11 protein-coding genes are annotated in these 13,079 nt (G+C 60.7%); 6 read left to right on the forward strand and 5 right to left on the reverse strand.

Annotated elements, in window-relative coordinates:
- Positions 1-187: 187 nt before the first annotated feature.
- Positions 188-934, reverse strand: a complete 747-nt coding sequence (gene minC, locus QWI18_RS20850) for a septum site-determining protein MinC (protein ID WP_074890214.1) — start codon at positions 932-934, stop codon at positions 188-190.
- 142 nt (positions 935-1,076) lie between these two features.
- Here minC and QWI18_RS20855 point away from each other — a divergent pair, with 142 nt between their 5' ends.
- Positions 1,077-2,009: a lipid A biosynthesis lauroyl acyltransferase gene (locus tag QWI18_RS20855; protein WP_296307789.1), complete on the forward strand. Its 933-nt coding sequence runs from the start codon at positions 1,077-1,079 to the stop codon at positions 2,007-2,009.
- Between the two features lie 19 nt (positions 2,010-2,028).
- Complete coding sequence (locus QWI18_RS20860; protein WP_296307788.1) at positions 2,029-3,261, forward strand: patatin-like phospholipase family protein; 1,233 nt, start codon at positions 2,029-2,031, stop codon at positions 3,259-3,261.
- Positions 3,262-3,291: 30 nt separating this feature from the next.
- Here the strand turns inward: QWI18_RS20860 and QWI18_RS20865 are convergent, their stop codons facing one another.
- From QWI18_RS20865 to QWI18_RS20875, 3 genes are all read right to left on the reverse strand, one after another.
- Positions 3,292-4,146, reverse strand: coding sequence for a pirin family protein (locus QWI18_RS20865; protein ID WP_065986869.1), 855 nt, complete (start codon positions 4,144-4,146; stop codon positions 3,292-3,294).
- 457 nt (positions 4,147-4,603) lie between these two features.
- Positions 4,604-5,407, reverse strand: coding sequence for a VacJ family lipoprotein (locus tag QWI18_RS20870; RefSeq protein ID WP_065986871.1), 804 nt, complete (start codon positions 5,405-5,407; stop codon positions 4,604-4,606).
- Positions 5,400-6,698 (reverse strand): serine/threonine protein kinase, encoded by a 1,299-nt coding sequence (locus tag QWI18_RS20875; RefSeq protein WP_065986875.1) that lies wholly within the window; start codon positions 6,696-6,698, stop codon positions 5,400-5,402. The genes QWI18_RS20870 and QWI18_RS20875 overlap by 8 nt, the downstream gene beginning before the upstream one ends.
- 221 nt (positions 6,699-6,919) lie before the next feature.
- Here QWI18_RS20875 and QWI18_RS20880 point away from each other — a divergent pair, with 221 nt between their 5' ends.
- On the forward strand, positions 6,920-7,285 hold the full coding sequence (locus QWI18_RS20880; RefSeq protein ID WP_065986985.1) for a hypothetical protein: 366 nt from the start codon (positions 6,920-6,922) through the stop codon (positions 7,283-7,285).
- 592 nt (positions 7,286-7,877) lie between these two features.
- Here QWI18_RS20880 and QWI18_RS20885 read toward each other — a convergent pair.
- Positions 7,878-9,479, reverse strand: a complete 1,602-nt coding sequence (locus tag QWI18_RS20885) for a glycosyl hydrolase family 17 protein (protein ID WP_369319731.1) — start codon at positions 9,477-9,479, stop codon at positions 7,878-7,880.
- A gap of 361 nt (positions 9,480-9,840) precedes the next feature.
- On the opposite strand from QWI18_RS20885, the gene QWI18_RS20890 reads away from it, so the two are divergent.
- From QWI18_RS20890 to QWI18_RS20900, 3 genes are all read left to right on the forward strand, one after another.
- On the forward strand, positions 9,841-10,698 hold the full coding sequence (locus QWI18_RS20890) for a glycine betaine ABC transporter substrate-binding protein (protein ID WP_065986879.1): 858 nt from the start codon (positions 9,841-9,843) through the stop codon (positions 10,696-10,698).
- A gap of 233 nt (positions 10,699-10,931) precedes the next feature.
- The gene (locus tag QWI18_RS20895) at positions 10,932-11,243 is read left to right on the forward strand and encodes a DUF485 domain-containing protein (RefSeq protein ID WP_065986881.1); all 312 of its coding nucleotides are present in this window, start codon (positions 10,932-10,934) and stop codon (positions 11,241-11,243) included.
- The gene (locus QWI18_RS20900; RefSeq protein WP_192135476.1) at positions 11,240-12,898 is read left to right on the forward strand and encodes a cation acetate symporter; all 1,659 of its coding nucleotides are present in this window, start codon (positions 11,240-11,242) and stop codon (positions 12,896-12,898) included. The genes QWI18_RS20895 and QWI18_RS20900 overlap by 4 nt, the downstream gene beginning before the upstream one ends.
- Positions 12,899-13,079 lie beyond the last annotated feature (181 nt).

Consider the following 13,079-nt stretch of genomic DNA (forward strand, 5'->3'; position numbering starts at 1 on the left):
TAGAGGAAAAGGACGTTGAGTCCCTGAAGAGCCCCTCGTGACGGCGCAACTAAAGCGGGCGAGGGCGGTGATCGGAATCCGTAACGGAATCCCTGCTCGGGAAAACAAAAAAATAACCCGAACGTTCCGGTGCCTTCGCGTCGTTTTCGCGACGAATCAGAGTGGCTTAAAAATGGCGCAGTATCCGTTAAAGACGGGTGATGTTCAACACGTCGCCGGACAGACTGATCTGCACGCCGGCACCCCACAGCGGATCCCGGCGCAGGTCTTCGGACACCTTGTACTGACCGGCGATGGAGATCAGTTCGGCGACCATTTGCTGGCAGAAAATCCGAGCCTTGGTATCGCCTTTGATCCCGGCCAGCGCGCGGCCGCGCATCGGGCCGTACACGTGAATGTTGCCGTCGGCGAGCAGTTCGGCGCCGGGGCTGACCGAGGAAATCACCACCAGATCCGAGCCCTGGGCGTAGATCTGCTGACCGCCGCGCACGGGGGCGGTGATGATCTTGGTTGGCTTGATCAGCGGCTCGGGCGGCTTTTCGATGATTTCCGGTTTCTTTTTGACTTCGCCTTCCGTCGGATCGAGCGGTCGCTCCCGCGCGCCCGAAGGCGGCAATACCGGCAGGTCGATGGAAATGGCGGCGGCGATGTCTTCAATTCGGTTGGCACGAATGGCCAGGGTGCGCAACCCGTGCTGGCGGCAGATGCGCATCATTGCCGGCAGATCGATCGCGCCTTCATCCGGCGGCAACTTGTCGAGGGCCAGCACCAGCGGTGTATTGCTGAAGAAGTTCGGCGCCTGGGCGACTTTTGCCGCCAGTTGACGATCCAGCGCTTCGAGGTTGTTGCGGGCCAGTTCCAGCACAGTGATGGCCAGCATGCTGCCCTTCAGCTGGAACACGGGGTCCTTGTCTTGCAATTCGATTTGGCTCATGTCGGCATACAGCGGCTTGTCGCTAAAAGTGCCGAGACTTATAACGATAACGCCCGCCAGCCGCAAGGGAGGCGCAACCGACGGGGGCACGATCTGCGCGAACCGATGTAGAATGCCCGCCTTTGTCTTGACGGAAGCTGTAATGGATCGCCCGCGTTTTCGAGCTCACTTTCTTCATCCCCGCTTCTGGCTGCTGTGGCTGGGGCTGGGCGTGCTCTGGCTGATCGTGCAGTTGCCGTTTCGCGTGTTGCTGGTGATTGGCCGTGCGCTGGGCTGGGTCATGTATTACCAGGCGACCGATCGACGGGTGATTGCCGCGCGCAACCTCGAGCTGTGTTTTCCCCAGTATTCAAAGGCCGAGCGCAAACGCCTGCTCAAGGAGAACTTCGCCTCTACCGGCATCGCCTTTTTCGAGATGGCCATGAGCTGGTGGTGGAGCAAGCCCCGTCTGGCGCGGCTGGCCCACATCGAAGGCCTTCATCATTTAAAGCAGGCGCAGCTGGACGGCCATGGCGTCATCCTCATGGCGCTGCACTTCACAACGCTGGAAATCGGCGCGGCTTTGCTCGGCCAGCAGCACACCATCGACGGCATGTACCGCGAGCACAAGAATGCGCTGTTCGATTATGTGCAGCGACGCGGCCGCGAGCGGCATAACCAGGATTCCATCGCTGTCGAGCGCGAAGACGTGCGCGGCATGATCAAGCAACTGCGCAAGGGCCGGGCGATCTGGTATGCGCCTGATCAGGACTACGGCGCCAAGCAGAGCATCTTCGTGCCGCTGTTCGGTATTCAGGCGGCCACCGTGCCGGCCACCAGCAAATTCGCCAAGCTCGGGCACGCGCTGGTCGTGCCGTTCACTCAGGAGCGTCTGGCCGACGGCAGTGGTTACAAACTGGTGATCCATCCGCCGCTGAGCGATTTTCCGGGGGAGAGCGACGAGGCGGACTGCATTCGCATCAATCAATGGGTCGAGCGTGCGGTCACCGAATGCCCCGAGCAGTACCTGTGGGCGCACCGGCGCTTCAAGAGTCGGCCGCCGGGTGAGCCGAAGCTGTACAAGAAGCGTGGCTGAAACCGAGAACTCAATCCCCATGACGACAAGCGCCATAGAACAACAAGCGGTGCGCGACGACTCAGCGATATCTCCCGGCGTCGAGCCCATCACCGGGCTGATCCTGTCCGGCGGTGGCGCCCGCGCGGCGTATCAGGTGGGCGTGCTCGCCGGCATTGCCGACCTGCTGCCGGTCGGCGCCAAAAACCCCTTTCCGGTCATTGTCGGCACCTCCGCCGGGGCGATCAACGCGGTGAAGCTGGCCAGCGGCGCGGCGCAGTTTCGTACCGCGGTCCACGAGCTGACCGACTTCTGGCAGGGCTTTCGCAGCCACCAAGTGTTGCGCAGCGACTGGCCCGGGGTCGTTCGGCAGGCCGCGCGGTTCTTCGGTCGCAGCCTGTTGGGGATCGGTCGCCAACAGGTGCCGGTGGCGCTGCTCAACAGTTCGCCGCTGAAGGATCTGCTGACCGCGCGGCTCAACCTCGACGGCATCCAGGAAGCCATTGAAGCGAAGCATCTGCGCGCGGTGGCAATCACCGCGTTTGGTTACGAGTCGGGGCAGGCGGTCACGTTTTATCAGGGCAAGGGCACGATCGAATCCTGGCTGCGGCACCGCCGCATCGGCCTGCCGACGCGCTTGACCATCGACCATCTGCTGGCCAGTTCGGCGATCCCCTTGCTGTTCGCGCCGGTGAAACTGGGGCAGGAATATTTTGGTGACGGCGCGGTGCGGCAGTCGGCGCCAATCAGTCCGGCGCTGCACCTGGGCGCCAACCGTGTGCTGGTGGTGGGCGTCAGCGGCAACCCCCGTGGACCGGGCGCGAACCCGCCTGTGCCGCGCGCGGTCCGTGGCACGCAGCCGAGCCTCGCGCAGATCGGCGGGCACATGCTCAACAGCACGTTCATCGACAGCCTGGAGAGTGACATTGAATTGCTGGAGCGGCTGAATCTGGTCAGCCGAATGCTGCCCGGGCCCGACGAGCCCAGGCCGCAGTCGTCGGAATCCACGCCCATTCAGTCCCTGGCGCCCGTGGAGGTGCTGGTGATTTCGCCCAGCCAGCCCATCGACGAAATCGCCGCCCGCCATCGCCGCGAACTGCCCCCGGCGCTGCGCACGTTTCTGCGCGGCCCGGGTGCGACCAAGACCAGCGGGGCGGGGGTGCTGAGTTATCTGCTGTTCGAGTCGGGTTATTGCAGCGAGCTCATCGAGCTGGGCCGCCGCGATGCGATGGCCCAGAAGGAAGAGTTGAAGCGGTTCTTGCGGCTGGACTGAGTGCGTTGCTGAATGCCGGAGGGACGGCGATCACGCCGTCAGTTTGTCATCCCGAAAATCCCGCAGGGCCTGTTCGATTTCTTCACGGCTGTTCATCACAAACGGGCCGTATTGCACGATCGGTTCGTTCAGCGGCTTGCCAGCGATCAGCAGCAGGCGGGCGCCCGCCTGGGTATTCAGCTGAATTTCACCCCTTTCCGACAACCGCGCGAGACGGCTCGTGCCCAGTTTCTGCGGCTGTCCTGCAATCTCGACTTCACCTTCGTACACGTACAGCAGCACGCGATGGCCCTCGGCGACGCGCGGGTTGATGTGGCTGCCGGCGGGCATGTGGAAATCGAAATACTGCGGCTCGGTGTCCGGACGCTGCACGGCGCCTGCCTGGGACATCTGACCGTCGTCGAATTGACCTGCGATGACCACAACGTCGACGCCGTTCTGCGTGGTGATGCGCGGAATGCGCTCAGGCTGAATGTCGTCGTAGCCGGCGTCGCCCATCTTCGCTTTGGCGGGCAGGTTGAGCCACAGCTGGAAGCCGCGCATGGCGCCTTTTTCCTGCTCGGGCATTTCGCTGTGAATGACCCCGCGCGCCGCGGTCATCCATTGCACGCCGCCGCCTTGCAGCAGGCCGACATTGCCCATGTGATCTTCATGGCGCATGCGGCCTTCGAGCATGTAGGTCACGGTTTCAAACCCGCGATGGGGGTGCGGCGGAAAGCCGGCAATGTATTCATCAGGGTTCTCGGAGCCGAACTCGTCGAGCATCAGGAACGGGTCGAAGGATTCAACGCCTGGCCCGCCGAACACTCGGGTCAGCTTGACGCCAGCGCCGTCCGACGTCGGTTGGCCTGCCTGGATCGACAGCACGTTACGAAATTGAGGCATGGGGCTCACTCCGGCAGAAGGGGAATGGCGCCTATGGTAGGCCTATTGGGGCGATGGATGGGTGAGGTTTTTGCGGGGGTATGATCGGTTTTGGCGATGGGTCTGGGGCTTGTTCCGGATACTGTCGGGGAGCCCCTTCATCCGGGCGCCGTAAGGTCGAGCAGCAAACACTGTCCATGTGGGAGCGAGCTTGCTCACGAAGAGGCCCGAACATCCGACATATCGCCACCGGCCGGACCGCGCACTGGTAGGACTGGCTTTAGCCGGGAAGACGCCGGCATTAACACCACGAATGTGATGGCGTGCCGACGGGCCTCTTCCCGGCTGAAGCCGGTCTTACCAAAAAGTACCGCGTGCAGTCACACCGCAATGTGATGGCGCGCCAACCGGCCTCTTCCCGGCTGAAACCGGTCCTACAGGTTTTGCTGCCAGCAGTGCCGGCAGCGTTTAGGCCGCGTTACTCGGAAACCTGCAGCTTGCGGGCTTCGGTGTACACGTAACGCACTTTCTCGTACTCGAACGGCGAGTCCATCTGACCGTAGCGGAAGCTGGTGGTGTAACGACGGTCGATGGCGCGCAGCAGGTACAGCTCAGGGTGGTCTTCGCTGACCTGGGCGACGTTGAGGAAGTTGATCTGCGATTCAGCGGTGAAGTCGAAGACCAGACCGCCAGTGTCACGCAGGTTCGATGGGCCGAGGATCGGCAGCACCAGGTACGGACCGGCCGGAACGCCATAGAAACCCAGGGTCTGACCGAAGTCTTCGCTCTGTTTCTTCAGGCCCATCATGGTCGCCGGGTCCCACAGCCCGGCGATGCCCAGGGTGGTGTTGACGATCAGGCGGCCGGTGGTCTCCATCGAGCGCTTGCCCTTGAACTGCAGCAGGCTGTTCAGCAGGTTCGGCACATCGCCCAGGTTGCTGAAGAAGTTGCTGACGCCGGTGCGCACGAAGCTCGGCGTGACGTATTTGTAGCCGTTGACCACCGGCAGGAACACCCACTCATCGAAGCGATAGTTGAAGTGGTAAACCCGGCGGTTCCAGGACTCGAGCGGATCGTAGACATTCAGTGCGTTGAGCGACGAGCGCTCGAACTCCTGAGCGTCCAGACCCGGGTTGAATTTCAGCGACTTCAACGGCTCGGTGAACCCATCCGGGTTGTCGATCCGCTGGACCGGGGCTGCCTGGGAAACGATCGGCGCGTCGGCCGCGTGGACGGCGCCAGCGCAGAGGAGGGCGGCGATAAGCAATAGACGTTTAGCCACGGAAAAACTCCAGCATGGCGTCGCTGTTGACGCGATAGTTCATGTTGCCGCAGTGACCGCCGTAAGGGTAAACGGTCAGGCGATCGCCAAATGTCTTGCGCAGGAAACCGAGGTCGCCCGGGCCGAGGATCACGTCGTCGGCGTTGTGCATCACCGCAATCTTCTTGCTGCTGGCCAGGTAATCCTTCAGCGCGTACAGGCTGACCTGATCAACCAGTTGCAGCAGGCTGCCGCCGTCGGTGCGGGCACGCCACATCGGGATGACCTGCTCGGTCACGTAGCAATCGAAATCGCATTGCAGCGCGCGCTTGAGGAACGGCGTCAGGCTGGTGCCTTCGCTGATCGGGGTCTTGGGCGGGGTAATCAGGCCGCGACGGTTGATCAGGTCGGAGGTGAACGCGATGTCAGCGGCCGAGAAACGGAACGAGGTACCGATCAGCATGGCCATCTGTTCATTGGACAGGTGCTGCTTGGACTGCTGGAAGTCATACAGCAGGGCATCGTTCAGGTCGATGTAGCCTTTTTCGCGGAAGTAGCGGGTCAGCTTCTGCAGCACCAGTTCATAGAAGGTGGTGCTGTTGGTGATGCCTTTAACGTCGGTCTGAACCATTTTGTCGAGGTTGGTGATCGACGTGTAGAGGTTCACCGGCGGGTTGATCAGCAGCACTTTCTTGAAGTTGAAGCTGCGGCGGGTTTCGTCGAGTTTGCTGACGAAGGCCGCATCCAGCGCGCCGAGGCTGTAACCGGTCAGGTAATACTCGGTGACCTGCAGTTTGGACTGCTGGGCGCGAACGGCCTGCATGACGCGGTACAAGTCTTCGGCGTCCTCCTTGGTCACGCCAGGGGTGGCGAAACGCGAAGCGGCGCTCATGAAGTCATAACTGGTCGGCGACGAAAGCTGTACGACGTTGTAACCCGCGCCGTAATAAAGCTTCTTCAGGTATTCGTTCAGGGTGCTGTTATAAGGCGCGCCGGTGCCGGCGATCAGGAAGATCAGCGGCGCAGGGTGGTCTTGTTTGGCGAGGCGATAACGCAATTTCTTCACGGCCCAGAAGTTGTCCGGCAGTGTGAACTCACGCTCCGGGCGCATTGTGAGGCTGTAATCGTCCTGATCGATGTCGGCGTCTTCAGGCACCTTGGCACGCAAATCCGGTGGGGTCGTGGCGATGGTCGCTTCGAACGGATTGGTCAAGGGGAAGCCATAGCTGGACGGATCGATATCGACCGCCATCACGGACGCACTCAAAAACAGGCCGCCTGATAAGGCGGCGAGGCGCAGAAAACGAAGCATGACTGAATCCCTTGGGAATGATGTGCTGTTGAAATACGCAGGCTATGACACGGGTGTAGTGCCAAAGTGCCGTGACGGCAAGCGACTCTCGCATGACCCTCCGCGACGATACAGGTTATGGCACTTCTGGCCTGTCTGCTCGTGCTTTTTATCGCCCGTATGGTTTTGCCCGGGCGGCTGCGGCTATCCTGCGCGCCGTTGGTTATTTTCTGGAGTGTGTCGTGTCCCGTCGTCTGCCGTTGGTGGTGCTGTTTTTTATCCTGTTGCTGTGGCTGGCCGTCAGTTATGGCTTGCGCTACGGCCTGATGGAAGACGTGCAATGGGTAGGAATTTGCGCTGACGAGGCGTCGAAATGGCAGTGCCAGTTGCGCTCGAACCTGGGCCTGTGGATTCACTTCGGTGTGTTCGGGTGGGGCGCGCTGATTGCATCGCTGGTCGCGTTCTTTGTGCCCCGTCAGGTTGGCCGGGCGCTCGCGGTCGTTGGCTTGTTGCTGGGGATACTGGCGCTGGTGCTGTACACGGCCAGTCTGGCGGTGTTCGCGGTGGTGATTGCCGGGTTGCGGCTGGTGCGGGCTCGGCAGGCGTGACTTAAAAAACCGAGCGCTGAACGCCAAAGCCCAGACAGCATAAAAGGGAGCCGAGGCTCCCCTTTAAATCGTTGCACGTGCTATTTCTTATTGTTGTAGGGCGGTCTGTTGTTGTTATTGGCAACCGGTCCCTTTACAGCGTCTTCGGTGATCCCCATACGGGATACAAGAGCAAACGTATTTTTTTGAGCGCTGACCTGCTTTGATTCCTCTTCAGCGAGAGGTGATCCAACCCGTTCTGGCCGCTACCTGAGGGTAGTTTTATTGTTCTCGGTCGGGCTGCGAGGCCGGGGCCTCGGTAAAGCGTTTCTACTCCAAAAAAATCTGTTGGCTGCGTCTCTGTGCCGTTGTTCTTGTTATGTCAGAGCCGATTCATCTTATTTTTATTGGGTTTTCACATTTTGTTCTTGTTATGCAGGAGATATAGCAGGGTGCGTGCCAACTTTTGTAATCCCTTTTAAATCAAGGGGTTGTGAAATCTGATCAATCGCCACCCCTGCGGTGTAACGGTTTTTTGTTTCCGTGTTACCCGCCTTCGGGCTTTTCAGTCCCTCGGCGGTAACACAATGTATCCGTGGCGCCGCACACTCGGTTACACAGCCTCTTCGCTGCGGGTCCGCGTACCGCTCGGCGCGGTTAACCGAACATCGATGCGCACGCTGCGCCACAGTGCCAGCGCCATCAGCAGGCTCACCGCCGCCCACGCCCACGCTTGAGGATTGCTCAAGCCTTCGCGAAACAGCTGCGGCACGATGCCCGCGCCGACGATGAACATCAGCAGGCCGATTTCCCGGCGCGGTGCCGCCACCGGGCGAATCAGGTAGACCAAGGCGGGGAGCCACAGCGTCGCCGTCGCGAAGCTGCGGTAGCGCGGATCAAAGACCATCGCCAGCATCATCACCGCCGCTGCGAAGCCGCTGGCGTACAACCACCACGCGGCCCGAGCGTCCAGCCAGGCGAACACGCGCTCGCGCCAGCCCGCGCGGGCTGACAACGCCAGCGCTGCGTGGGCAAGGACCAGCAGATTGAGCGCTACCAGCGCCGCCGCCCACAGGTATTCGCCGGCGAAGCGGCTGGTCACCCGGGCCAGTTCACCCCACGTGCCGATGCAGCAACCGGCGAACGCCGCCAGCAACGGGAGCATCAGCGCGCTGCGTGGTTGACTGACACGGCCGGCCCACGCCAGGGCCATCAGGGCGATGGCACCACTGGCCGTCAGCCAGAATGGCCACAAGGGCAGGTTCGAGACCGGCCCGGCCAGCACGCCTTTGTCCTGGCGATCCGCGTCGAACAGCCCCCAGTAACCGCCCACGGCGCCTTCGGACTGGCGCTTCCAGGGCTGGTCGAAGGCCTCGATCAGGTTGTAGTGCCAACCGTGCTGCTCGGCCATCGTGACGAAACTGCGAATGAATCGCGCCTCGTTGACCCGGCTGGGCAACGCCGTTTCACGCTGGCGGCCTTCGCTGGGCCAGCCGGTCTCGCCGATCAGAATGTCCTTGGGCGCGAATTGCTTGCCGAACGTTTCGCGGATCTGCGCGACGTGGGCCAGGGCTTCGTCGATGCCGGTGGGGGCGTCTTCCCAGTACGGCAGCAGGTGGATCGTCAGGAAATCCACGGCAGGCCCGACTTCAGGGTATTGCCGCCAATACTCCCAGACGTCTGCGTAGGTCACCGGCTGCTTGACCTGAGCCTTGACCTGACGAATCAACGTGGCCAGTTGAGCGCCAGTGACTTCCTTGCGCAACAGGCTTTCGTTGCCGACGATCACTGCCGTTACGACATCCGGATGCGTATTGGCTGCCGTCACCAGTGCCTTGATTTCCTTGGCCGTGTCGACCGGATTGCCGTTGACCCAGGCGCCGAGCATCAGCTTGAGGCCGTACTTGCGAGCAATGTCGGGAAGCGCTTCCATGCCGGTCATCGAATAGGTGCGAATGCAGTCGAAACGGGTCGCCAGCAACGCGAGGTCAGCGTCCATGCGCGCGGGGCGCAGGGTGAACGGCTGGTCGAAGGGCGATTGATCCTTGTCAAACGGCGTGTAGGACGCGCACTGCAGTTTGTGGGTCGGGGTGGCGGCGTCCGGCAGAATCACCGGCTTGCCCAGCCAGTACCAATAGCCGCACAGGCCAAGCAGGGCAATCAGACAGGAGAGCAGATAAAGGAGGGCGACAGGGGAGCGGGAGGTTGCGGACATGACGGGGCCGAAGTGGGGCGAAGGTCGGCATAGTAGCAAGATGACGCGGTTACACACCTCATCCTCTCAGCGCTTTTGCACGCCATGCAATTTTCGGACGGTTTCATAGCGTCTTTACGACCTGTCTGTCGTTGATGGCCCGGTGATGTCGTTTACCGGGTGGCTGGGTGTCGCTGGCAGGAAAGGCACAAGGTCTGTGGGGGTTGATGATCCATTGTCCACGCAGTGATTGCGTCTGCGCGGGCACGTGGTGGAAGCGTGAAACGCGTGGCTTGCCCCGAACCAGGGCGCGAGTGCGACGTTATAAGAACGTTAACGACGCCCGACCGCTGTCGGGTTCTGGACTACCGGGGAAGTGAAAATGACGATGCGAAAAATCCTGGGTGTCGGTGCCGCGCTGGCACTGGCCATCAGTTCCACGCTGGCCCATGCCGACGCCAAACCCGAGCTGAGCATCGGTTATGTCGATGGCTGGTCCGACAGTGTTGCCACCACCAACGTCGCCGCCGAGGTGATCAAGCAGAAACTGGGTTATCCGGTGAAGCTGCAGGCCGTTGCCGCCGGGATCATGTGGCAGGGCGTCGCGACCGGCAAACTGGACATGATCCTGTCCGCCTGGCTGCCCGTGACCCACGGCGAGTACTGGACCAAGAACAAGGACAAGGTCACCGACTACGGCCCCAACTTCAAGGACGCGAAAATCGGCCTGATCGTGCCTGAGTACGTGAAAGCCAACTCGGTGGCAGACCTCAAGACCGACGACTCCTTCAAGAAGAAAATCGTCGGCATCGACGCCGGTTCAGGCGTCATGATCAAGACCGACCAGGCGATCAAGGATTACGGCCTCGACGGTTACAAGCTGCAGGCCAGTTCGGGCGCCGGCATGATCGCCGAGCTGACCCGCGCGGAGAACAAGAAGGAGTCCATTGCGGTGACCGGATGGGTGCCGCACTGGATGTTCGCGAAGTGGAAGCTGAAGTTCCTCGAAGACCCGAAAGGTGTATACGGTGCGGCTGAAACCGTCGACAACATCGGCAGCCTGGACCTGGCGAAGAAGGCCCCCGACGTGGCGGACTTCCTGAAGAAGTTCCAGTGGGCCAACAAGGATGAAATTGGCGAAGTCATGCTCGCCATCCAGGACGGCGCCAAGCCTGAAGCGGCGGCCAAGGACTGGGTCGCGAAACACCCGGATCGCGTCAAGGAGTGGACCGGCAAGTAACCGGTCACAAAAGTTTAACGTTGCACCGAACCGCCTGGTGAGCCATCGCCAGGCGGTTTTTTATTGGCCATTCAGCTCGCCTGTCATGACTTCTTTCAAAGCGGTCGGCAGACGCGGTGCAATTCGGCGTATCTCAACTAATGTCGTTCTAATACTAAGGTCGTCTGGAGTGCAACGCAGAGCGGACTAAAGTGCAAACCGTGACATCCATCTGTGCTGCGAGGACAAAAACAATGAACGACAGCATTTACCTCTCGATTCAGAACAGCCCGCGCTTCAAGGAGCTGGTCTCGAAAAGGGAACGATTCGCCTGGATTCTCTCGGCAATCATGCTTGGGCTCTATGCCGCATTCATCCTTCTGATTGCGTATGGGCCTCAGATACTCGGCGCTAAACTCAGCGCCACATCAACCATTACCTGGGGTATGCCGATCGGCGTCGGGCTGATTCTGTCCGCGTTTATTCTGACCGCCATCTACGTTCGCCGCGCAAACGGTGAGTTCGATGACCTGAACAACGCGATCCTGAAGGAGGCACAGCAATGATCCGGCGCCTGCTTGCGGCCTTCGGCCTTGCGGCTTTCGCACCGACACTCTGGGCAGCCGAAGCGCTGACCGGTGCGGTGCAGAAGCAACCGTTGAACGTGTCGGCGATCATCATGTTTGTGGTCTTCGTCGGATTCACCTTGTACATCACGTACTGGGCGTCGAAAAAGAACAAGACAGCGTCGGACTATTACTCGGCAGGCGGCAAGATCACCGGTTTCCAGAACGGTCTGGCCATTGCCGGTGACTACATGTCGGCGGCGTCCTTTCTGGGGATTTCCGCGCTGGTGTACACCTCCGGCTACGACGGTCTGATCTACTCCATCGGCTTCTTGGTGGGCTGGCCGATCATCCTGTTCCTGATCGCCGAACGCCTGCGTAACCTGGGCAAGTACACCTTCGCTGACGTGGCGTCCTATCGCCTCAAGCAGAAGGAAATCCGCACCTTGTCCGCCTGCGGTTCGCTGGTGGTCGTGGCGTTCTACCTGATCGCGCAGATGGTCGGCGCCGGCAAGCTGATCCAGCTGTTGTTCGGTCTGGACTATGCGGTGGCGGTGGTGCTCGTCGGTATCCTCATGTGCCTGTACGTGCTGTTCGGCGGCATGCTGGCGACCACATGGGTACAGATCATCAAGGCGGTGATGCTGCTCTCCGGTGCGTCGTTCATGGCATTGATGGTGATGAAGCACGTCAACTTCGACTTCAACGTGCTGTTCTCGGAAGCTGTGAAGGTTCACCCGAAAGGTGAGGCGATCATGAGCCCGGGCGGTCTGGTGAAAGATCCGATTTCGGCGTTCTCCCTGGGTCTGGCGCTGATGTTCGGCACCGCGGGCCTGCCCCACATTCTGATGCGCTTCTTCACCGTGAGTGACGCGAAGGAAGCCCGTAAGTCGGTGCTCTACGCGACCGGTTTCATCGGCTACTTCTACATCCTGACCTTCATCATCGGTTTTGGCGCGATCCTGCTGGTCAGCACCAATCCGGCGTTCAAGGACGCGGCGGGCGCGCTGCTCGGCGGCAATAACATGGCAGCGGTTCACTTGGCCGATGCGGTCGGTGGCAGTCTGTTCCTGGGCTTTATTTCGGCGGTGGCGTTCGCGACCATTCTGGCGGTCGTGGCGGGTCTGACGCTGGCCGGTGCGTCGGCGGTGTCTCACGACTTGTATGCCAGTGTGATCAAGGCGGGCAAGGCTAACGAGAAAGATGAGATCCGTGTGTCGAAGTACACCACGGTGGCGTTGGCGGTCGTGGCGATTCTGCTGGGTATCGCGTTCGAGAGTCAGAACATTGCGTTCATGGTGGGCCTGGCGTTCTCGATTGCGGCGAGCTGTAACTTCCCGGTGTTGTTGCTTTCGATGTACTGGAAGAACCTGACCACGCGTGGCGCGATGATCGGCGGCTGGATGGGGCTGGTCAGTGCGGTGGTGTTGATGGTGCTCGGTCCGACCATCTGGGTGCAGATTCTGCATCACGAGAAGGCGATTTTCCCGTACGAGTATCCTGCGTTGTTTTCGATTGCGATTGCGTTTGTCGGGATCTGGTTTTTCTCGATCACGGATAAGTCGAAGGCGGCAGAAGGTGAGCGTGCGTTGTTCTTCCCGCAGTTTGTGCGTTCGCAGACGGGCCTGGGGGCCAGTGGTGCGGTGTCGCATTGATGTGAGGTAGTGCTGTTGTGAAAGCGCCCCGATTAATTCGGGGCGTTTTTTTATAAGCGTTTGAGATCAAGAGCGTCTGCCTGGGGGCATACTGTTTCGCCTTCGGCGAGTTACTTGATAAAGCCCCAAGTAACCAAGGGCTTGTGCTCCTGGTTGGGCTCCTCCTTCGTCGGAGTACCCT

Source organism: Pseudomonas sp. W2Oct36 (assembly GCF_041060465.1).
Lineage (GTDB): Bacteria > Pseudomonadota > Gammaproteobacteria > Pseudomonadales > Pseudomonadaceae > Aquipseudomonas > Aquipseudomonas graminis_B.

What these genes read in the sequence shown, in the direction of transcription:
- minC (WP_074890214.1), bottom strand. Translation starts at nt 934, where the DNA reads ATGAGCCAAATCGAATTGCAAGACAAGGACCCCGTGTTCCAGCTGAAG.
- QWI18_RS20855 (WP_296307789.1), top strand. Translation starts at nt 1,077, where the DNA reads ATGGATCGCCCGCGTTTTCGAGCTCACTTTCTTCATCCCCGCTTCTGG.
- QWI18_RS20860 (WP_296307788.1), top strand. Translation starts at nt 2,029, where the DNA reads ATGACGACAAGCGCCATAGAACAACAAGCGGTGCGCGACGACTCAGCG.
- QWI18_RS20865 (WP_065986869.1), bottom strand. Translation starts at nt 4,146, where the DNA reads ATGCCTCAATTTCGTAACGTGCTGTCGATCCAGGCAGGCCAACCGACG.
- QWI18_RS20875 (WP_065986875.1), bottom strand. Translation starts at nt 6,698, where the DNA reads ATGCTTCGTTTTCTGCGCCTCGCCGCCTTATCAGGCGGCCTGTTTTTG.
- QWI18_RS20885 (WP_369319731.1), bottom strand. Translation starts at nt 9,479, where the DNA reads ATGTCCGCAACCTCCCGCTCCCCTGTCGCCCTCCTTTATCTGCTCTCC.
- QWI18_RS20890 (WP_065986879.1), top strand. Translation starts at nt 9,841, where the DNA reads ATGACGATGCGAAAAATCCTGGGTGTCGGTGCCGCGCTGGCACTGGCC.
- QWI18_RS20895 (WP_065986881.1), top strand. Translation starts at nt 10,932, where the DNA reads ATGAACGACAGCATTTACCTCTCGATTCAGAACAGCCCGCGCTTCAAG.
- QWI18_RS20900 (WP_192135476.1), top strand. Translation starts at nt 11,240, where the DNA reads ATGATCCGGCGCCTGCTTGCGGCCTTCGGCCTTGCGGCTTTCGCACCG.